General features: G+C 69.5%; 18 protein-coding genes and 1 tRNA gene. 5 read left to right on the top strand and 14 right to left on the bottom strand.

Translation table 11 applies throughout. From position 1 onward, the window contains the following. Positions 1 to 93 precede the first annotated feature (93 nt). From ACTJKK_RS03310 to ACTJKK_RS03270, 9 genes are all read right to left on the bottom strand, one after another. A complete protein-coding gene (locus ACTJKK_RS03310) occupies positions 94 to 942 on the bottom strand; it encodes a transposase (protein ID WP_440746993.1) in 849 nt (282 codons plus the stop codon). A 15-nt stretch (positions 943 to 957) separates the two neighbouring features. Continuing rightward, on the bottom strand, positions 958 to 2,118 hold the full coding sequence (locus tag ACTJKK_RS03305) for a hydroxymethylglutaryl-CoA synthase (protein WP_440746992.1): 1,161 nt from the start codon (positions 2,116 to 2,118) through the stop codon (positions 958 to 960). Further along, positions 2,115 to 3,164 carry a hydroxymethylglutaryl-CoA reductase gene (locus ACTJKK_RS03300; protein ID WP_440746991.1) on the bottom strand — a complete coding sequence of 350 codons (1,050 nt, stop codon included), beginning with the start codon at positions 3,162 to 3,164 and terminating at the stop codon, positions 2,115 to 2,117. The genes ACTJKK_RS03305 and ACTJKK_RS03300 overlap by 4 nt, the downstream gene beginning before the upstream one ends. Before the next feature lie 14 nt (positions 3,165 to 3,178). Next, complete coding sequence (fni, locus tag ACTJKK_RS03295; RefSeq protein WP_440746990.1) at positions 3,179 to 4,240, bottom strand: type 2 isopentenyl-diphosphate Delta-isomerase; 1,062 nt, start codon at positions 4,238 to 4,240, stop codon at positions 3,179 to 3,181. Further along, positions 4,230 to 5,333 (bottom strand): phosphomevalonate kinase, encoded by a 1,104-nt coding sequence (locus ACTJKK_RS03290; RefSeq protein ID WP_440746989.1) that lies wholly within the window; start codon positions 5,331 to 5,333, stop codon positions 4,230 to 4,232. The genes fni and ACTJKK_RS03290 overlap by 11 nt, the downstream gene beginning before the upstream one ends. Continuing rightward, entirely contained in the window at positions 5,330 to 6,283 is a 954-nt protein-coding gene (gene mvaD / locus ACTJKK_RS03285; RefSeq protein ID WP_440746988.1) for a diphosphomevalonate decarboxylase, read from the bottom strand. Before mvaD ends, ACTJKK_RS03290 begins: the two co-directional genes overlap by 4 nt. Further along, on the bottom strand, positions 6,280 to 7,293 hold the full coding sequence (gene mvk / locus ACTJKK_RS03280; RefSeq protein ID WP_440746987.1) for a mevalonate kinase: 1,014 nt from the start codon (positions 7,291 to 7,293) through the stop codon (positions 6,280 to 6,282). Before mvk ends, mvaD begins: the two co-directional genes overlap by 4 nt. Positions 7,294 to 7,328: 35 nt before the next feature. Next, positions 7,329 to 7,405 (bottom strand) — tRNA-Ile (locus ACTJKK_RS03275). 29 nt (positions 7,406 to 7,434) lie between these two features. Further along, positions 7,435 to 7,971 carry a gamma carbonic anhydrase family protein gene (locus ACTJKK_RS03270; RefSeq protein WP_440746986.1) on the bottom strand — a complete coding sequence of 179 codons (537 nt, stop codon included), beginning with the start codon at positions 7,969 to 7,971 and terminating at the stop codon, positions 7,435 to 7,437. Positions 7,972 to 8,111: 140 nt separating this feature from the next. On the opposite strand from ACTJKK_RS03270, the gene ACTJKK_RS03265 reads away from it, so the two are divergent. After that, positions 8,112 to 8,597 carry a Dps family protein gene (locus ACTJKK_RS03265; protein ID WP_440746985.1) on the top strand — a complete coding sequence of 162 codons (486 nt, stop codon included), beginning with the start codon at positions 8,112 to 8,114 and terminating at the stop codon, positions 8,595 to 8,597. 61 nt (positions 8,598 to 8,658) lie between these two features. Here ACTJKK_RS03265 and ACTJKK_RS03260 read toward each other — a convergent pair whose 3' ends face one another. The 5 genes from ACTJKK_RS03260 to ACTJKK_RS03240 are packed head-to-tail and all read right to left on the bottom strand — an operon-like array spanning position 8,659 to position 13,537. Next, positions 8,659 to 10,155 carry an amidohydrolase gene (locus ACTJKK_RS03260; RefSeq protein ID WP_440746984.1) on the bottom strand — a complete coding sequence of 499 codons (1,497 nt, stop codon included), beginning with the start codon at positions 10,153 to 10,155 and terminating at the stop codon, positions 8,659 to 8,661. Continuing rightward, positions 10,152 to 10,793 (bottom strand): FMN-binding negative transcriptional regulator, encoded by a 642-nt coding sequence (locus ACTJKK_RS03255; protein ID WP_440746983.1) that lies wholly within the window; start codon positions 10,791 to 10,793, stop codon positions 10,152 to 10,154. Before ACTJKK_RS03255 ends, ACTJKK_RS03260 begins: the two co-directional genes overlap by 4 nt. 35 nt (positions 10,794 to 10,828) lie before the next feature. Continuing rightward, positions 10,829 to 11,827 carry an Fpg/Nei family DNA glycosylase gene (locus ACTJKK_RS03250; protein WP_440746982.1) on the bottom strand — a complete coding sequence of 333 codons (999 nt, stop codon included), beginning with the start codon at positions 11,825 to 11,827 and terminating at the stop codon, positions 10,829 to 10,831. 1 nt (position 11,828) lies between these two features. Beyond that, the gene (locus ACTJKK_RS03245; RefSeq protein ID WP_247622546.1) at positions 11,829 to 12,314 is read right to left on the bottom strand and encodes a ribose-5-phosphate isomerase; all 486 of its coding nucleotides are present in this window, start codon (positions 12,312 to 12,314) and stop codon (positions 11,829 to 11,831) included. Positions 12,315 to 12,352: 38 nt separating this feature from the next. Next, positions 12,353 to 13,537, bottom strand: a complete 1,185-nt coding sequence (locus tag ACTJKK_RS03240; RefSeq protein WP_440746981.1) for a ferrochelatase — start codon at positions 13,535 to 13,537, stop codon at positions 12,353 to 12,355. 123 nt (positions 13,538 to 13,660) lie between these two features. Between ACTJKK_RS03240 and pepN the strand changes: the two genes are divergently transcribed. From pepN to ACTJKK_RS03220, 4 genes are all read left to right on the top strand, one after another. Continuing rightward, positions 13,661 to 16,213 carry an aminopeptidase N gene (pepN, locus tag ACTJKK_RS03235; RefSeq protein ID WP_440746980.1) on the top strand — a complete coding sequence of 851 codons (2,553 nt, stop codon included), beginning with the start codon at positions 13,661 to 13,663 and terminating at the stop codon, positions 16,211 to 16,213. Positions 16,214 to 16,313: 100 nt separating this feature from the next. Then, complete coding sequence (locus ACTJKK_RS03230; RefSeq protein WP_440746979.1) at positions 16,314 to 17,390, top strand: mechanosensitive ion channel family protein; 1,077 nt, start codon at positions 16,314 to 16,316, stop codon at positions 17,388 to 17,390. Then, positions 17,387 to 17,836 (top strand): globin, encoded by a 450-nt coding sequence (locus ACTJKK_RS03225; RefSeq protein WP_247622550.1) that lies wholly within the window; start codon positions 17,387 to 17,389, stop codon positions 17,834 to 17,836. Before ACTJKK_RS03230 ends, ACTJKK_RS03225 begins: the two co-directional genes overlap by 4 nt. Beyond that, the gene (locus tag ACTJKK_RS03220) at positions 17,833 to 19,491 is read left to right on the top strand and encodes an FAD-binding dehydrogenase (protein WP_440746978.1); all 1,659 of its coding nucleotides are present in this window, start codon (positions 17,833 to 17,835) and stop codon (positions 19,489 to 19,491) included. The genes ACTJKK_RS03225 and ACTJKK_RS03220 overlap by 4 nt, the downstream gene beginning before the upstream one ends. Positions 19,492 to 19,497 lie beyond the last annotated feature (6 nt).

The raw sequence follows: 19,497 nt of genomic DNA, 5'->3' as shown, positions 1-19,497 counted from the left end.
GAGGGGCAGCGACCTCAATCTAGGGGAATGGAACGGTTCAGCGCCACCGGAATACTGATATCAGACTCGATTCCTTCGCATACAGTCATCTGTTCATACGGAGTCCAGGTCCTCGCGCGCCCGATCGAGGGCATCGGAGGCGACCTGGACGGCCTCCGTCGCCGTGGCCACGCGCGATCTCGCTGCGTCGGCGTCCTGCCGCGCACCGTCCAACTCGACGCGGGTACGCGCCAGCTCCCTCTCGAGAGCGACGACGTGGGCGCTCACCTCGTCGATGCGACGATCGGCGTCCCGGCCCGCGCTCTCCGCCGCGGCCAGCGCGCGTTCGGCGGACGTGACGGCATCCTCGGCATCGCGCACGGCACGCTCGGCCTGACGCCTGCGACGCCGCTCCGCCAGCTCGTCCACACGGTGCTCGGGAACGGCCTCTTCCCCGTGAACCGGTCCCCCGGCCACGATCTCCCCCAGGACCACGCTCTCGGAGGGCTCGATCTCCCGGATGAGGCGTCCGGAAGCGACGGCGATCGATGCCGCCTCGTCGAAGAACGCCGCGCCGATCGTCTGCTGCACGGCATCCAACGTGCCCGGAGTGACCTTCTCGCCGCGGGCGATCGCGAGGTCGCGGGCCTGCTCGGCGAGCCTGCGTGTCAGCGCCCGGCGCTCGCGACCGAGCCGAGCCAGTGCCGGCGCATCGAGATCGTCCTGAGCTTCACGGAGCTCGCGAGCGAGTCGCAGCGCCTCACCCAGTTCCGCAGCGCGTTCCTGCGCGAAGACGTTCACCACCCAGGCGGCGATCGACGGCTTGCGCAGCGTCGCGATCTCCGCCGCGAGCCCGCGGTCGGAGGCCTGTTTCGCGCTCGCACGACGGGCGCTCACGAACTCGCCGAGTGGACGCACGTACAGCTCGGTCGCGATCGTCGTCAGCTCGTCGCCGGCCGTCATGCTCCGAACGCTACCTCATGCGTCAGTGCGGGCGTACCGGCGCGCGCGCCCCTGAACCCCGATGAAGTGGAACGGCGCCGGCGATGTCGGCGCGATCTCACGGTCGACCTCGCTCGACGCCGAGTGCGCGGCGTGCAGCGCCCGATACGCATCGACGTCGAGCGGCTCCCGGGAATCGAGGATGCGCTTCGTCGCCTCGGTACGGAGTGCCGTGCGGTAGCCGGGACGAATTCGCAGCGAGAAGAACTCGCCGATGCTGCCCGAGCCGTAGCTGTACATCCCGACACGCCGATCGGTCAGGTCCTCCTCGCCGTCGAGCAGGGCGGCGAGAGCGAAGTAGAGCGACGCGGTGTACGAATTACCCAGGCGACGGTTGTATCGGGTGGTCGGCTCCATCTGAGCGGGAGTCAGCGCGACGCCGGTGTGCACCGCCAGGCGCTGGTGCGCCTTCACCGCCATCCGCGTGAACGGCTGGTGGTGGCAGAAGTAGTCGATCGACCCGATCGCCGCACCCCCGCGCGCCCGATAGTCGTCCCATGCCCCGACGAAGGCGTCGAGATAGGCGTCGATCGAGAGCTTGCCGTTCACGACGGCCGTGTCACTGTCGTTCGGTCGCCAGAAGTCGTCGACATCGGCGGTGTGGATGCCGGTGGCCGGCTCGACCTCGGCGATCGCGGGATTCTGCGTGACGAGCATCGCCACGGCACCGGCGCCCTGCGTGGGCTCCGCGGCGGTGTCGACCGCGTATCGGGCGACGTCCGCCGCGATCACGAGCACCGACTCGTCCGGTTGGCGGGCGACGATCCCGAGGGCGAACTGCAGAGCGGCCGTGGCGGAGTAGCAGGCCTGCTTGAGCTCGACGACGCGGGTCGCGGGATCCAGCCCGAGGAGCTCGTGCACGAACACCGCCGCCGACTTCGACTGATCGACGCCCGACTCGGTTGCGAAGAGCACGGTGCGGATGCCGGAGGCTCCGTGGCGCTCGACGATGGGCAGCGCGGCCGCGGCCGCCATCGTGACGATGTCCTCATCGGGGGCGGGGACGCTCATCTGATCCTGACCGAGGCCGATCCGATACTTGTCGGGATCGATGCCGGCGCGCTCCGCGAGGAGGGCGAGATCGAGAACGCGGCTCGCGGTGGCGATGGACAGGTCGTGGATGCCGACGACGGTCACTTCGCACCTCCCTGACGGCGCTCGAGCAACAGATGCGAGGCCATGAGTTCTCCCTGGTTGGTCTGGGCCGCGAGCAACGACAGCTCGCCGCACAGCACCGTCGCGGCGATGAGCGAGGCGAGGCGGCGGGCGTTGCCTCCCGGCGCGCGCTCCTCGCGGCAGCCGAGGCGCTCGAGCGCGTCCTCCACGGCCGGGAGGTCCTTGCCGTTGCCGACGGTGCCGACGATGAGGTTCGGCAGCGTGCAGGAGAAGAGCAGGTCGCCGTCTCCGCGCTCCTCCGCGTAGGTGATGCCCTGCGAGCCCTCGACGATGTTCGCCGCGTCCTGCCCCGTGGCGAGGTAGAACGCGAGGAGCATGTTCGCGTAGTGCGCGTTCGCGGAACGCAGCGCCCCGGCGATCGTGGAACCCACGAGATTCTTGCGCACGTTCAGTTCGACGATGCGACGGGCCGTCGAACGCAGCTGCTGCTCGACGATGTCGGCGGGGATGAGGATCTCGGCGATCACGCTGCGCCCCCGACCGAGGATGCCGTTCACCGCGGTGGCCTTCTTGTCGGAGCAGTAGTTGCCCGAGATCGAGCCGTACTCCAACTCGGGGTGCCAGGCGAGAACCCGTTCCATGAGCCCCTCGGCTGCCAGAGTCACCATGTTGTGGCCGGACGCGTCTCCGGTCGTCAGCGCGAACCGCACGAACAGCAGGTGTCCGACGATCTCGGTGTCGAGGTCGATGAGGCGCGCATGACGGCTGCGCTCCGAGACGACCGCTCCGAGCTCGTCTCGGCGCGCCTCGATGCTGCGGGCTGCAGCGACCGCATCGGCCGCCGATGGCGCGACGAACAGCGAGGATCGCGTCATCCGCTCGCCCACCACGGTGGTGCGGATGCCGCCGGCGACGAGCCGCGATACCCGGGCGCCCCGCCCGACCGACGGCCACAGCGGCGACTCGTAGGTCGCGAGCGGCACGGACTGCTCGCCCTCGACCTCGCCGCTGAGCAGCAGCGGACCGACCCAGCGCGTGGGGATGGGGGTGAACACGGCGTCGGACATGGGGAGCCTTTCGGTCATCGTGCGTCGGAGCGCCGCGAGAGGGCCGCGAGGTCGATGCCCCGCGCGCGGCAGAAGTCTGCGGTGTCGCCGGTGACGACGAGATCGGTGCGCACCAGGTCGGAGGTCGCCGCGGCGCCGAGGAGCGCCGAGAGCGCTGTGAGATGCGTGGTCCATTCCACGAGGCGTGAGGCCAGCGCCTCGGGACCGCCGTCGAGCACCGTCTTGAGGAACGGGCCGGAGACGCCCACCGCCCGTGCGCCGAGCGCCAGGGCGCGCACGGCATCGAGCGGTGTGCGCACGCCGCCGGAGGCGAGGAGGACCGGGGCGGATGCCGGGGCGTCGATCAGGCACTCGACGGCCGACTGCCCCCATCCCGCCAGGTAGGCGTAGCCCTCTCCCCCGCGGCGGGCGTTCTCGACACGGACGAAGTCCGTTCCTCCGCGGCCGGACACGTCTGCGGCGGCGACGCCGAGATCGGCGAGGAGGGCGAGCGTGCGGGCGCTCAGACCGAAACCGACCTCCTTCACGACCACCGGCACGTCGACGGCCGCCACCAGCGACTCGAGCGACCGCTGCCACGACGAGAACGCGCGGCGTCCCTCGGGCATGACCGTCTCCTGCACGCTGTTGACGTGCACCTGCAACGCGTTCGCCTCGATCAGATCGATGGCTCGGCGCGCGTCGTCCGGCGTGCGTTCGACACCCAGATTGGCGAAGAGGAACCCGTCGGGATGCTCTTCGCGGAGCACACGGAACGTGGAAGCGAGAGAGGGATTCTCCAGCGCGACGCTCATCGATCCCGAAGCCAGCGGCACTCCCGCCTCCCGCGCGGCGATCGCGAGGTCGCGGTTGATGCGTCCGGTGCTCTCGCTTCCGCCGGTCATCGCGTTGACGTAGAGAGGCACGCTCCAGCGTGCTCCCAGCAGATCACCCGCGAGGCTGACGCGCTCGGCGTCGATCCCCGCGAGGGCGTGATGCACGAACGCGACGTCGTCGAAGCCGTTCGATGCGATGCGCGCTTCGTCCTGCTGGGCTGCGGCGAGCCGCACGTGATCGTCCTTGCGCTCAGAGGACATCGAGCACCCCCTCGGGCGGGTGCACGCCGATCGTGAGGTGACGCACGTCGTGGTGCTCCCACTCGCGGAAGATGTCGGCGAGATCGGTGTGCACGGGAGCGAGCACGATGCCGCAGTCGCCGCCGCCCGCGCCGGAGGGCTTCGCGGCCGCCCCCGCCGCCTCGGCGATATCGCACAGCACCGCGAGCTGCGCGGTCTCGATCGGCAGACCGGCCTGGGCGCCGAGGCGCTGCAGCAGTCGTCGGGCTTCCCGGATGCCGTCGAGGGTCGCCGCGTCGTCGCCGCGCGAGAGCGACTCCCACAGGGCAGACACGCACGCGCGCGAGTCGAGCAGGAATGCGGGGTGATCGACCGCTCCCGCCAGCGTTCGGCGGCCGAGCTCGTCGACGAGTCGCGCCGTCGACGCGGGTTCACCGGTCCAGCCCACGACGAACCGCAGCTCCTCCGGCGGATGCAGACGCACGATCTGGAGGCCCGCCCAGAGGTTCTCGTCCGCGAGCAGCGGAGCGATCGGTCCGTTCTCGGATCTCTCTCCGAGGAGATCCCGGTCGGGCGCGCGATAGCCGATCCATCCGCCGAAGGCGCTCGCTGCCAGATCGCCCCCCGATGCGCTGGGGTTGACCCGGATCGTCGCGAGCATCGACAGCTTGAACGCCGCCAGGCGATCCAGGCCCAGCCCGTAGAACTCGTCGAGTGCGCGCACGGTCGCCACCGTGACCGCCGCCGAGGAGCCCAGGCCGAACTTGCGCCCGCTGACGTCGTCGAGACCGCTCTCGATCCGCAGATCGAAGAAGCGCGGGGCGACCCGTAGGTCGGCGCGGAGCCTCTCGACGATCGTGATCGCCGCCAGCACGTAGTCGTAGGGGTGGTGCTCCGGATCGATGCGCAGTCCGTCGGCACTGCGGGTCCACAGCAGCGGCGAACGCCCGTACTCGGGCGAGTGGATGCTCCCGGCTCCGACGCTCTCCGACACCGAGACCGACACGTACCGGTCGACGGCGACGAGCACGGAGGGCTCGCCCGGCGAGACGACCGCGTACTCCCCCGCGATGAACAGCTTGCCCGGTGCGCGGACCGTGATGACCGGGCTCATGCGAGCACCTCCACTCCGGGCCCCGGACGCGCGATCATGGTCTCCGCGAGCGGACGGACCGCCGCGGCGACGGCATCCGCGTCCTGCGGCCGGCACAGGAACACGACGTTGGGCCCCGCATCGGCGGTCGCGTAGACCGGCAGACCGTCGGCTCGGAGCGACTCCGCGAGGTCGAAGAGGGCGACGCTCACCGGCGACAGGTACCGCACGGGCGGATCGCACGACTGGATGACCGCGTGCATGCGGAGCGCGTTCGTCTCGGTGATCCGCCCGAGGCGCTCGACGTCGCCGTCACGGCTGGCCTGCACCGCGGCCGACAGCGTCTCCGTCGTCGACGAGACCCACGCGGGGTAGAACGGCGACGTGAGGGCCGTCCGCTTCATCGCGTCGCGGCTCGAGACGGCTTTCTCCTCGGAGTTCACGATCGCGATCACCATCGCGAGATCGGGGGCCTCGAGCGGCCCCGCGAACGACTCCTCGTCGCTGCCTGCGTGCCACACCGCGAACCCCGGGATCACCGATCGAGCCGCGGATCCGGACCCGCGACGGGCGAGTCGACTGAGCGCCGTGCGATCGAGGTCGAGGCCGTACGCACGCGACGCCGCCGCGGCGAGGGCGGCGAACCCCGACGCGGAGGAGGCGAGACCGGCGGCGGAGGGCACCGTGTTCACGGAATCGACCACGGCTGCGGTCCGGGACCCGGCCATCTCCCGCACGATGTCGAGGAAGCGCACGACACGATCACGGACCACTCCCTCACGGACCGCTCCGTTGAGCACGACCTCGTCGTGCGCGGCATCCGGCGCGAGCGTCACGGTCGTGGTCGTGGGGAACACGTCCAGCGTCATCGAGAGGCTGCCCGTCGCGGGCAGGTTCAACGCCGTGTCCGCTTTTCCCCAGTACTTGACGAGGGCGATGTTCGGGTGGGCGCGGGCCGTGACGGCGGTCATCGCGTTCCTCTCAGTTCGGTGGTCCAGGTGGCGGCGGCGCCTCGTCCGCGAAGGTCGTGCGCGAGCTCCGTCGCATGATCGGGATCACGCGCCAACACGAGCACGCATCCTCCCCGACCGCCTCCGGTGAGCTTGGCTCCGAGCGCGCCGCCCGTGCGGGCGATGCCGGCGAGCCGGTCGAGCGCAGGATCTCCGACTCCCAGCTCCCCGAGCAGCGCATGCGCCTCGTCCATTCGGACGCCGATCTCCTCCGGCCTCGGGGATGCCAGCGCCGCCCGACCCTCGCGGGCGAGCGCTCCGAGCCGATCGAGCCGCCGCTCCACGGCGATCGGATCGGCGTCGCGCAGCGCGCGGACGGCGGCGACGGCCTCGCGCGTGCGTCCCCGCACTCCGGAGTCGGCGATCACGAACGACAGGGGACCTGCGACCTCGAGATCGTGCGCGCTGCCGTCCTGGAACCACACCGGCCGATCGGAGACGACCGTGCGCGCGTCGAGCCCGCTGGGCGACGTGTGCGCAGCGCGTTCCGCGATCTGGATCAGATGATGACGTTCGGAGGGATCGAGTTCGTGGCCGAAAGCGGCGGCGACGGCCTGCACGATCGCCGCCGACACTGCGGCGCTCGATCCCACACCGCGCTCCGCGGGCAGATCGCTCTCGACGTGCACCCGCACCCCGGAGCCATCGGCGCCGACCGCGCTCATCGTCGCCTCGACCGCGCGAGCGGTGGAGGCCAGGCGATCGGGAACCCGACCGAGGTCACCGGTGTAGAGCGCGCTGTGCAGAAGACGGCGCTCGGGCAGCGGCTCCGCCTCGGCACGAACGCGAAGATCGCGCAGCGGAAGGGCGATCGCGGGGTGCCCGTAGACGACGGCGTGCTCCCCGAAGAGGATCGCCTTGCCCGACGCGGTGCCTACACCGATCACCGGGTCGCTGTCGTGCGCGCCCCTCTGCGGAGCGGCGAAGGATTCGCCCGGTGTTCTGCTGTCGTCGGAAGCCGTGATTCTCATCTTTACTGAGGCAAGCCTAATCCACTGTCACGGCATGGTAGGGCGGGTGGGACTTGAACCCACGATCGTCGGGTTATGAGCCCGCTGCCTTGACCAGCTTGGCCACCGCCCCGTGTACGTCCAGCCTAGCGGTGCCCCGAGTCATACCTTCGTCGCGCGCGCGTGCACCTGCTGGTGCGCGAGATAGATGTCGGCGTTCGCGAGCAGTCCGGCACGCTCCTCCTCACTCAGGGCGCGACGCACCTTCGCAGGAACGCCCGCGACGAGAGATCCGTCCGGCACCTCGGTGCCTCCCAGCACGACGGCACCGCCCGCGATCAGGCATCCGCTCCCGATCACCGCGCCGCTGAGGATCACCGCCCCCATGCCGATCAACGAACCGTCGCCGATCGAGCATCCGTGCACGACGGCGTTGTGCCCGATCGACACATGGCGCCCGATCAGCACCGGGTGTCCGGCGTCCACGTGCACCGAGACGTTGTCCTGCACGTTGCTGCCCGCTCCGATCACGATCGAGGCCGAATCGGCCCGGAGGACCGCGTTGTACCAGACGCTCGACGACGCTGCGAGAGTGACGTCGCCGACGATGCGAGCCCCCTCGGCGACGAACGCCTCGGGATCGATCGACGGCTCCCGATCGGGGAGGGCGAGGACGGATGCTCCGGATGCGATGCTCATGAGGCGAGACTATCCTCACTTCCGCGTGATTCCGCGGATTTTCGAGGCGGTTAGCGGAGCCTCAGCTTGCTTGCGGAATGTTTCGACCTGAGTAGCGTTGTCTTCATCAGGTACGAAAAGGCACCTCGGAGGAGCACAAGATGAGCAAGGTACAGACCGTTTCCACCACCGCCAGCGACCCCACCGTGGCTGCTGCCGCCGCACAGTTCCTCTCGCCCGTCGTCCTGGGCCTGCAGGCGCTCACGATCAACGGCAAGCAGGCGCACTGGCACGTGCGCGGCGCCAACTTCGTCGGCGTCCACGAACTCCTCGACACGATCGTCGCCCACGCCGGCGACTTCGCCGACACCGCGGCGGAGCGCATCGTCGCCCTCGGTCTCCCGATCGACGCCCGCGTGAGCGCGGTCGCCACGAAGGCCGGCGAGACCGGCGTCCCCGCCGGCTTCACGCAGTCGGACGAACTCGTCCGCGCCGTGATCGCCGACATCGACGCGATCCTGGTCGACACCAAGGCCGCGATCGACGGCCTCGACGAGGTCGACCTCACGAGCCAGGACGTCGCGATCGAGATCATGCGCGGCCTCGAGAAGGACCGTTGGTTCCTCGTCTCGCACATCGCCGCGTAATCTCGTCGCACGAGAACGACAGAAGGGCCCCGGGATTCGATCCCGGGGCCCTTCGTGCTGTTCAGGCCCGGTGGGTGACGCGACCGGCGAGCAGTGTCGCGACCACCGGCATGTCGCGCAGGTGCGTCCCCGCCGCTCGCCGCGGATCCGCGGCGCACAACGCCAGGTCTGCGGGAGCTCCGGGAACGCTCGTCGATCGGATGCTCGCCTGCAGTGCCTGATCGAAGGTCACCGCTTCCTCGGGATGCCAGGCGTCGCGCGCGTTCTCGGTGCGTGTGACGGCGGCGGCCATCGCCTGCCAGGGGTCGAGGGCAGCCACCGGCGCATCGGAACCGAACCTCACGTCGGCCCCCGCGGCGAACAGCGATGCGAGCGGGTACCCCAGGGAATCCTGCGTCACCCACAGACGCTCCGCGAGGTCGCGGTCGTCGATCGCGTGCTGCGGCTGCACGCTCGCGGTGACGCCGAGCCGGGCGAATCGCGCGAGATCGGCGTGCCGGACGAGCTGCGCGTGCTCGATGGCGCCCACGGCCCCGGTCATGGCGAAGGCGTCCAGCGCGGTGGAGGCCGCGCGATCGCCGATCGCGTGCACGGCGACGGCGAGGCCCGCGCCGGTCGCGGTGGTCAGCAGACCGATCAGCTCCTCGCGGGGAACCGTCATCACCCCGAAGTTGTAGGGATCGCCCGGGTACGCGTGCGTGCACGCCGCGGTCCGCGTGCCGAGCGAGCCGTCGCTGATGATCTTCAACGGTCCCACCCGGATGAGGCCTCGTGCCGCCTGCGGAAGGTCCGCATCGTCGATGAGCTCACCGGTACGAAGACCCTCCGCCACCGCCCGAGCCAGGTCGAACGGGTACACGGCGAACTCCACCCGGTGCGCGGCGAACCCGCTCGCGACACGGCGCGGCCAGGCATCCGCGTTCCAGGCCATGTCGAAGTCGACGATCCCGGTCACGCCGCGAGCCGCGGCCTCCTCCCCCGCTCGCTGCACTGCGCGGTCCGCATGCTCGGGGTCGACCGCGTTCAGACGGCGCGAGATCTCGAATGCCCCCTCCTCGCGCAGCACCCCGTCGGTGGTCGACATGCCCTCGCGCCGCAGCGCCGCGGAGTTCAGCCACACGCTGTGCACGTCGGCGTTGATGAGGTACGTCGGCACCTCACCGGTCGCCGCGTCCAACACGGCGAGCGTCGGGCGGTCGTCCCAGAGCGCGTCGCGATACCCCGTTCCCACGCGTCGCCCGTCCGACAGAGGCGCGACCGCCCCCATCCGGGACGCCGCCTCGGCGGCCGAGAGAGCGTCACCCAGCGATTCGCGCTCGGCCGCCAACGCCCACTGCACCGTGTGCACGTGGTTGTCCCAGAGCCCCGGCACCGCCCACGCCCCGTCGGCATCGAGCACCGCACCGGTCGGGCGCAGGGCGCCCGCGGGCGCGATGTCGGCGATCCGTCCGTCCGCGATCACGATGTCCACCGGCTCCTCGTCGATCAGGTACTCACGACCGGGTCCGGCGATGCGAACCCCGCGGATCATCCCGACCTCGTCACCGACGACGCTCATGCCCGCCTCTCCTTCCGTGCGTCCTGCGCCCGACGCATCTCCGATGCCAACGCCGGGTTGGCGTACGGCCCCTCGCCGTTCAGTTCGCCGATGACCGTTTCGATCGTCTCCGCGGGCTTGTTCTGGCTGAGCTTGCGCTTCGCGACCACGCGCGTCGGGGTCAACCGGAAGCCGACGGTGCCGGCCGCAAGACGCTCGATGAAGGCCGCATCGTTCGGCCGCTCCCACATCCGTCGCGGATCGGGAAGCTCACTTTCGAAACGGTCGACGAGACGGTCCAGCACCGCGAGGTTCTCGTCGGCGGTCAGGATCTCGGGCACGCCCGACAGGTGCACCGCCGTGTAGTTCCACGTCGGCACCGCGGCGACATCGCCGTACCAACCCGGCGAGATGTAACCGTGCGGGCCCTGGACGACGATGAGGATCTCACCGTCGCCGAGTCCGTGGATGAGGTCATCGGGCCGGCCGACGTGACCCACCACCGTCAGGTCATCGCTCGCATCGTCCAGCAGTACGGCGTAGTGCGAGGCGACGAGTCCATCGGCGGTGCTGCTCGTGATCGTGGCCCAGGGATTCGCCGCGATCACGCGACGGATCTCCGCCTGATCGGCGAGAGTGAAGCTGGGATTCTGACGCATCCTCCCAGCCTAGGACTCGACTCGATCCCGGGCTTTCACGCCTGGCAGCGCGGGCACCAGTAGAGCTTGCGCGCGCCGATCTCCTCGAGGGCGATCTCGGTACCGCACACGCGACACGGCAGACCCGCGCGGTGGTAGACCCAGTGCCTGTCGTCACGGCTCGCCATGGCCGCTCGGTACCGCTCGGGCGACAGGTCGTCCATCGTCATCATCTGGCCGGTCTCGACGCCGATCGCCAGCAACCGTACCCAATCGCGCCAGAGCGCACGAACGACGTCCTCGGGAACGTCGCGTCCCGGGGTGTGCGGGTTGAGCCGCTGCCGATAGAGCATCTCGGCGCGGTACACGTTTCCGATGCCGCTCACGACCGACTGGTCCATCAGCAGAAGGGCGATGACGGTCTGCTTCTTGCGCACTGCGCGGACGAAGCGCTCCTCGTTCTCGACCGGGTCTCCGACGAGCGGGTCCGGTCCGAGCTTCGCGATGGTCGCGAGCATCTCGTCGGGGGTCTGCAGGACGCACGCGGTGGGGCCGCGGAGATCGGCGGCGGTGATGTCGGTCATCAGACGCAGGCGTACCTGCCCGACCACTGGCGGCGGCCACTCCACGCCCTCATCGGCGAGGCCCTTGGTCTGCTCCGACATGCGCACGTGCACGCGGGTGCGCCGCGGCGCGCCGATCGATGCGAGCGAGTTCTCTCCGGCGTCATCGAGGATCTCCTCGTCGATGACCGTGCCGCGCTGATTGGTCTGCCCCATCCGACCGTTCGCCGAGGCGATCGTCGGGTCGACGAGGATCTCCCCCGCGAAGTCCCAGGCGCCGTAGAGGCCGAGGTGCACGCGCAGCCACACGTCGCCCTCGGTCTCGAGGAACATCTGCTTACCGACGGCCTGCACGCTCACGGCGGATCGGCCGTCGAGAACCGCGGCCCCTTCGGCGAACCGGCCCTGCGGGCTGGAGGCGGAGAGCGTCTTCCCGATGAAGTTGCGGTCGAACTGGCGCGCGATCCGATGGACGGAATGACCCTCGGGCATGTCAGGCCCGCGGGTCCGGCAGCAGTGAGCCGTCGCGCTCGAAGTCGGCGATCTGACCGATCCGGCGAACGTGGCGCTCCTCGCCCGAGAACGGCGTGGCGAGGAAGAGATCGATGAACGACGTGACTTCGTCGTACGTGTGCTGACGGGCGCCGATCGAGATCACGTTCGCGTCGTTGTGCTCGCGGGCGAGCTCGGCGGTCGACAGGTTCCAGACGAGCGCGGCGCGGATGCCCTGCACCTTGTTCGCCGCGATCTGCTCGCCGTTGCCCGACCCGCCGAAGACGATGCCGGCGGCTTCGATCCCCGCGGCCTGGTCGGCGACGACGGCCTGTGCGGCACGGATGCAGAACGCCGGGTAGTCGTCGAGCGCGTCGTACGCGATCGGTCCATGATCGGTGACATCGTGGCCCGCCGCGCGCAGATGCTCCTGCAACTGGGTCGAGAACTCGAGACCGGCGTGATCGGTGGCGATGTGGATGCGCATGGCCTTCATTCTATTGACGCCGACGACATCGGGTCGGACTACGGGGCGACGCCCGCGGCCGCCGGCTTGAAGCCGGCGCGCACGTTCTCGCAGCAGCCGGGACGGCAGACGTCGAAACCTCCCGGAAGGTCGGTCAGGTGCTGGCGCTCACTCCGCGGACGCCCCTCGAGACGCTCCTGGATCAGGTCGACGATCCCGGCGACGAACGTGGGCGACACGCCCGGCGTGGGCGTGCGGGTGAAGGCGAGTCCCGCTTCCTCCGCTGCTTCCTTGGCCTCGGTGTCGAGGTCCCAGAGCACCTCCATGTGGTCGCTCATGAAGCCCAGCGGAACGACGGCGACGGCCCGGCGTCCGCGCCCGGGCAGCTCGGCGATGACGTCGCACACGTCGGGGTCGAGCCATGGCTGCGACGGGGGGCCCGAGCGCGACTGGTAGACGAGCTCCCACGACACACCGGCACCGGTCGGCAGCGTCTGCAGCACGCGGTCCATCACCCAGGCCGCGACGGCCTCGTGCTGCGCCGCGTACGCGCCTCCCTCACCCCAGTCGATGTCGCGAGCACCGGAGCGCTGCGCGTCCTCCGTCGGGATGCTGTGCGTGGAGAACAGGATCTGGATGTCGGATGCCGCGATCCCGTCGGCGAGGAAGCCCTCGATCGCTTCGCGGACGCCGGTCTCGAAGGCGTCGACGAATCCGGGGTGGTCGTAGAACGGGCGGATCTTGTCGATCGTGACGCTGTCACCGAGGCCGGTCTCCTGCAGAACACCCGCGAAGTCCTCGCGGTACTGCCGGCAGCTCGAGAACGAGCTGTACGCGCTCGTCGCGAAGGCGAGCAGCGTGGAGTGACCGTTGTCGGATGCCGTCGTCACCGCGTCCGCGAGATACGGCGTCCAGTTGCGGTTGCCCCAGTACACGGGCAGATCGATGCCCCGCGCGGCGAGTTCGGCTTCGAGCGCCGCCTTGAGCGCGCGGTTCTGGCCGTTGATCGGACTCACGCCGCCGAAGTGACGGTAGTGATGCGCGACCTCTTCGAGCCGCTCGTCGGGGATGCCACGTCCTCGCGTCACATTGCGCAGGAAGGGGATCACGTCCTCCTGCCCCTCCGGTCCGCCGAAGCCGGCGAGGAGGATCCCGTCGTAGGCGACGGGGGTCGTGACGATGGCTGCACCTGCGGCCGCGGCAGCAGAGGCAAAGGGGACGACTACGGGTTCGATCGCGCTCACCCTCCTATCCTTTCACCTCGACGGAGTGGCGAGGGTCGCGCGCTGGCGTAGTCTGTCATGGTTGCCGTCGGCGCCAACTGCGCCATTCCCCGGCGACGACCCCTCACCCCTGGGAGTAAAGCTGTGCCTGGAGAGAACCTCACCCGTATCGAAGCGCAGGAGCGTCGCGACGTCGTCGGCACCGAGTCGTACGACATCGCACTCGACCTGACGAAGGGCGCCGAGATCTTCGGATCCCGGAGCGTCGTCCGCTTCACCGCGACGCCCGACAGCTTCACGTTCATCGACCTGATCGCGCGCGACGTGCGCGAGATCTCGCTCAACGGCGAGCAGCTCGACCCGAACGAGGTCTTCGCGGACTCGCGCATCACCCTCACGGGCCTGCAGGCCGAGAACGTGCTGGTCGTCGACGCCGACTGCGTCTACACGAACACGGGCGAGGGCCTGCACCGCTTCGTCGACCCCGTCGACGGCGAGGTCTACCTCTACTCCCAGTTCGAGGTGCCCGACTCCCGTCGCGTGTTCGCGGTGTTCGAGCAGCCCGATCTGAAGGCCACGTTCCAGTTCACGATCACGGCGCCCGCCGCCTGGAAGGTGATCTCGAACTCCCCCACGCCCGAGCCGATCGTGCACGACGACGACGTCACCGCGACCTGGGGCTTCGAGCCGACCCCCCGCATCTCCTCGTACATCACGGCCCTGATCGCCGGACCGTACGAGTCGACCTTCTCGGAGCTCACGAGCGCATCCGGTCGCGTCATCCCCCTCGGTGTCTACGGCCGCAAGAGCCTCTGGCAGCACCTCGACGCCGACTACATCTTCGACAAGACCCGTGAGGGCTTCGCCTACTACGAGTCCAAGTTCGGCGTTCCCTACCCGTTCGCCAAGTACGACCAGCTCTTCGTGCCGGAGTTCAACGCCGGAGCCATGGAGAACGCCGGCGCTGTCACCTTCACCGAGACCTACGTCTTCCGCAGCAAGGTGACGGATGCCGTGAAGGAGCGTCGCGTCGTCACGATCCTCCACGAGCTCGCACACATGTGGTTCGGCGATCTGGTGACCATGAAGTGGTGGAACGACCTCTGGCTGAACGAGTCGTTCGCCGAGTGGGCGTCGACCATCGCGACCGCCGAGGCCACCGAGTGGACCGAGGCATGGACGACGTTCAACGCGATGGAGAAGACCTGGGCGTATCGCCAGGACCAGCTCCCGTCGACGCACCCGATCGTCGCCGAGATCAACGACCTCGAGGACGTGCAGGTCAACTTCGACGGCATCACGTACGCCAAGGGCGGCTCCGTGCTCAAGCAGCTCGCCGCGTGGGTGGGCATCGAGGCCTTCTTCGCCGGTGTCTCGCAGTATTTCCAGAAGCACTCGTGGGGCAACACCGAGCTGAGCGATCTGCTCGTCGAGCTCGAGGCCACCAGCGGACGCGACCTGAGCACGTGGTCGAAGAAGTGGCTCGAGACCGCGGGGGTCAACACCCTCGAGCCCGTCATCGCGGAGGACGGCAACGGCACGATCTCGCGCTTCGCCGTGACGCAGACCGCCCCGGCGGACTACCCGACGATCCGCCCGCACCGTCTGGGCATCGGGTTCTACAACCTGACCGACGGTGCACTCACCCGCACGCACTACGTCGAGGTCGACGTCGACGGCGATCGCACCGAGGTGCCGGAGCTGCAGGGCCTGGCCCAGCCCGACCTCGTGCTGCTGAACGACCAGGACCTCGCCTACGCGAAGATCCGCCTCGACGAGCGCTCGCTCGCCACGGCCATCGCGCACCTCGCCGACATCCACGATCCGCTCGCGCGCTCGCTCGTCTGGGGTGCGGCGTGGGATCAGACCCGCGACGCCGAGAGCGCGGCATCCGACTACATCGATCTCGTGCTCGGCAACATCGGCCGGGAGACCGAGTCGACCACGGTGCGCACCACGCTCGCGCAGCTGCGCACGGCGGCGACGCTCTACGTCGCGCCCGAGGAACGCGACGCGGCGCGACTCAAGGTCGCCGACGGCCTGTGGGCACTCGCCGAGTCGGCCGAGTCCGGCAGCGACAGCCAGCTGCAGTTCGTCACCGCCTTCGCCACCTCTCTCGTGACGCCGGAGCACGCGGGCATCGTCGGTCGCCTGCGCTCGGGCGAGGAGACGCTGCCCGGTCTCGAAATCGATGCCGACCTGAGCTGGCAGCTGCTGGTGGGCCTCGCGACCATCGGGGCCACGGATGCCGCGACGATCGACGCCGCTCTCGCCGCGGACAACACCTCCAAGGGTGGCGAGTTCGCCGCGCAGGCACGTGCGGCTCTCCCCGACGTCGCATCCAAGAAGGCGGCGTGGGCCTCCCTCGTCGACCGTGACGATGCCCCGAACACGATCGTCCGCTCCGCGGCTCTCGGCTTCGTGCACCCCGCGGGTGCCGAAGCTCTCCGCGAGTTCGTCGGGCCGTATTTCGAGATGCTCCTGCCCGTCTGGGAGTCGCGCACCTATCAGATCGCGCAGTACCTCGTGACGGGTCTGTTCCCGACGGCACTGGCCGATGTCGCCCTTCGTGACGCGACCCGCGCGTGGCTGTCCGAGCATCAGGATGCCGCGCCGGCGCTGCGCCGCCTCGTGCTCGAGAACCTCGCCGACGTCGAGCGCGCGCTCACCGCGCAGTCCCGCGACAGCGACGACTGAGCGTCTGCGTGACGGGGCCCGGGGTGCGTCTGACGACGTCGCCCCGGGCCCCTTCTCGTATCCAGCCCGCACCGAGACCCGATCGCTAGAATCGGTGGCGATGATCATTCCGTTCGAGAACACCGATCCCGTCGAGCCGACCGACGTCCCAGCGATCTGGGAGGAGACGCTCCGCGTGTTGGGGATCGTCGGAGGCAAAGCACTCCTGGTCGCGATCATCATCGTGAGCTGCGTGCTCATCGCCCTCGTGCTGCGTGTGGTCATTCGTCGGGTCGTGCACCGCATCGTCGACAGCGCGAAGAACAAGGCATCCGTCGACGACACGCAGGCCCTGGAACGCTCACCGCTCGCCGACATGCGCCTCGTGCAGCGCACGCGCACCCTGGGGTCGATCCTCCAGAACATCGTGAACGTGATGCTGGTGATCATCGCGCTTGTGCTCATCGTGAACGCGATCGACAACAGCCTGCTCGGCTCCCTGACGCTGCTGACCGCCGCGGTCGGCGCCGGCCTCGGTTTCGGCGCCCAGAACATCGTCAAGGACGTGCTGAACGGCATCTTCCTCGTCGCCGAGGATCAGATCGGCATCGGCGACGTCGTCGACCTCGGTCTCGCGACCGGCGTGGTCGAGTACGTGAGCGTGCGCATCACGCAGGTGCGCGATGTCAACGGCACCCTCTGGTACGTGCGCAACGGCGAGGTCCTGCGCATCGGCAACATGTCGCAGGGCTGGGCCCGCGCGATCATCGACATCGGCGTGCCTGTCGACTCCGATCTCGAAGTGGTCGAGCAGACGATGCTCGACACCGCCCTCGCCCTCGCGAAGGACCCGAAGTGGCGCACCCGGATCGTCGAGAAGCCCGAGCTGTGGGGCCTGGAATCGATCGAGGGCGACGCCCTCGTCGTGCGCATCGTGATCAAGGCCCGCGCGAACGCGAAGGATGACGTCGCGCAAGAACTGCGCAAGCGTCTGCGCGCGGCGCTGTCCGAGAAGGAGATCGCGATCCCCCGCATGCACGCCGTGATCCCCACCGGCCTCGACGGAGCGCGCCGCGTCCGCGGAGCGAATCCCCCCAAGACGCGTCCGAACGCCGTGACCGGCGTTCCGGTGATCCCCGACCGCGGGATCTGGCGGCGCAAGAAGCCCACCACGGGCGACGGGAGCACGGACAAGTGACGTTCTACGACGAGGTCGGCGGCCGCGAGACGTTCGCGAAGATCGTCTCGGTGTTCTACCGCGAGGTCGCGATCGATCCGGTGCTGAAGCCCATGTACCCCGAGGAGGATCTCGGTCCCGCGGAAGAGCGCCTGCTGCTGTTCCTCGAGCAGTACTGGGGAGGGCCCACCACCTACGGGGAGACCCGTGGGCACCCGCGGCTGCGCATGCGCCACATGCCGTTCCACGTCGACCCCGACGCCCGCGATCGTTGGCTCCGCTGCATGCGCACCGCCGTCGACGAGGCGGAGTTGTCGCCTCTGCACGAATCCACGCTCTGGGACTACCTCGAGCGCGCCGCATATGCGATGGTGAACACGTTCGAGCCGTCGGGAATCGGTGCCGGCGCCGACGGACGCCCCACCCTCGAGACCCGCTCACGTCAGGAATCAACGGAGACACCATGACGAACTCACCCCTGTCCACGGATGTCCTGGTGATCGGATGGGGGTTGGCCGGACTCGTCGCCGCCTCCGAGGCGCTCGACGCCGGTCGCCGCGTCGTGCTCATCGATCAGGAGCCGCGCACGAACCTCGGCGGCCAGGCGTGGTGGTCGTTCGGCGGACTGTTCTTCATCGATTCCCCCGAGCAGCGACGCCTCGGCATCCGCGACTCGATCGAGCTCGCGACGCAGGACTGGTTCGGCTCCGCCGGTTTCGACCGCCCGGAGGACGAGTGGCCGCGCCGATGGGCGGAGGCCTACCTGCAGTTCGCCGCCGGGGAGAAGCGCGCCTGGCTGCGCGAACGGGGCGTCGGCTTCTTCCCCGTCGTGGGATGGGCGGAACGCGGAGGCTACGGGGCGATCGGCCCCGGAAACTCCGTGCCGCGTTTCCACATCACCTGGGGCACCGGTCCGGGAGTGGTCGCTCCCTTCGCGGCCCGGGTCGAACAGGGCGAGCGCGAGGGGCGGCTCACCGTCCTGCCCCGCCATCGCGTCACCGCACTCCTCACGGCCGACGGCGCCGTATCGGGTGCCCGCGGCGACATCCTCGCCTCGAACGGCGAGGAGCGCGGCATCCCCTCCTCCCGAGAGATCGTCGGCGACTTCGAGATCCGTGCGGGCGCGACGATCGTGGCCTCGGGCGGTATCGGCGGCAACCACGATCTGGTGCGTGCGGCCTGGCCCGAGCGGCTCGGCACTCCCCCGGCCCACATGCTCACCGGCGTGCCCGCCTACGTCGACGGTTCGATGCAGCGCGTCTCCGCCGAGGCCGGCGCCCGGCTGATCAACGGCGACCGCATGTGGCACTACGTCGAGGGCATCACGAACTGGGATCCGGTCTGGCCGTCGCACGGTATCCGCATCCTCCCCGGTCCCTCATCGCTCTGGCTCGATGCGACCGGCTCGCGCCTGCCCGTACCGCTGTACCCGGGCTTCGACACGCTCGGCACCCTGGCTCATCTGCGCACGACGGGCCACGACCACTCGTGGTTCGTGACCTCCCGTCAGATCATCGAGAAGGAGTTCGCGCTCTCCGGGAGCGAGCAGAACCCGGACCTCACCAGCAAGGACGTCGGGCTGCTGCTGAAGTCGCGTCTCGCCAAGGGACCGACCGGCCCCGTCCAGTCGTTCCTCGATGAGGGCGCTGACTTCATCGTCGAGAACGATCTTGAGTCGTTGCTCGAGCAGATGCAGGCCCATCCGGGCGGAGAACACCTCGACATCGACACCGTGCGGCGCGAGGTGCAGGCGCGTGATCGGGAGATCGAGAACGACTTCACCAAGGATGCCCAGATCGGCATGCTCCGCTCGATGCGCAGCTATCGCGGCGACAAGCTCATCCGCACAGCCGCACCGCATCGCCTGCAGGACCCGTCCGCCGGACCCATGGTCGCCGTGAAGCTCCATGTGCTCACCCGCAAGTCGCTCGGAGGCATCCAGACCGATCTCGACGGGCGTGCGCTCGACGGCCAGGGCTCTGCCATCCCCGGTCTCTTCGCGGCAGGTGAGGCGAGCGGCTTCGGCGGCGGTGGCGTGCACGGCTATCGCGCGCTCGAAGGGACGTTCCTGGGCGGCTGCCTGTTCTCCGGACGGCAGGCAGGACGCGCCGCGGCGCGATGAACCGGC

The organism is Microbacterium sp. 22179, assembly GCF_052045715.1.
In the GTDB taxonomy this organism is placed as follows: domain Bacteria; phylum Actinomycetota; class Actinomycetes; order Actinomycetales; family Microbacteriaceae; genus Microbacterium; species Microbacterium galbinum.
This window is presented reverse-complemented; position numbering and strand designations above follow the sequence as displayed.

Coding starts and splice junctions, on each gene's coding strand:
- ACTJKK_RS03230 (WP_440746979.1), top strand. CDS start 16,314: ATGATCATTCCGTTCGAGAACACCGATCCCGTCGAGCCGACCGACGTC.
- ACTJKK_RS03245 (WP_247622546.1), bottom strand. CDS start 12,314: ATGCGCATCCACATCGCCACCGATCACGCCGGTCTCGAGTTCTCGACC.
- mvaD (WP_440746988.1), bottom strand. CDS start 6,283: ATGACCGCCGTCACGGCCCGCGCCCACCCGAACATCGCCCTCGTCAAG.
- ACTJKK_RS03310 (WP_440746993.1), bottom strand. CDS start 942: ATGACGGCCGGCGACGAGCTGACGACGATCGCGACCGAGCTGTACGTG.
- ACTJKK_RS03220 (WP_440746978.1), top strand. CDS start 17,833: ATGACGAACTCACCCCTGTCCACGGATGTCCTGGTGATCGGATGGGGG.
- mvk (WP_440746987.1), bottom strand. CDS start 7,293: ATGAGAATCACGGCTTCCGACGACAGCAGAACACCGGGCGAATCCTTC.
- fni (WP_440746990.1), bottom strand. CDS start 4,240: ATGTCCTCTGAGCGCAAGGACGATCACGTGCGGCTCGCCGCAGCCCAG.
- ACTJKK_RS03255 (WP_440746983.1), bottom strand. CDS start 10,793: ATGCGTCAGAATCCCAGCTTCACTCTCGCCGATCAGGCGGAGATCCGT.
- ACTJKK_RS03250 (WP_440746982.1), bottom strand. CDS start 11,827: ATGCCCGAGGGTCATTCCGTCCATCGGATCGCGCGCCAGTTCGACCGC.
- ACTJKK_RS03290 (WP_440746989.1), bottom strand. CDS start 5,333: ATGAGCCCGGTCATCACGGTCCGCGCACCGGGCAAGCTGTTCATCGCG.
- ACTJKK_RS03265 (WP_440746985.1), top strand. CDS start 8,112: ATGAGCAAGGTACAGACCGTTTCCACCACCGCCAGCGACCCCACCGTG.
- ACTJKK_RS03260 (WP_440746984.1), bottom strand. CDS start 10,155: ATGAGCGTCGTCGGTGACGAGGTCGGGATGATCCGCGGGGTTCGCATC.
- ACTJKK_RS03300 (WP_440746991.1), bottom strand. CDS start 3,164: ATGTCCGACGCCGTGTTCACCCCCATCCCCACGCGCTGGGTCGGTCCG.
- ACTJKK_RS03270 (WP_440746986.1), bottom strand. CDS start 7,971: ATGAGCATCGCATCCGGAGCATCCGTCCTCGCCCTCCCCGATCGGGAG.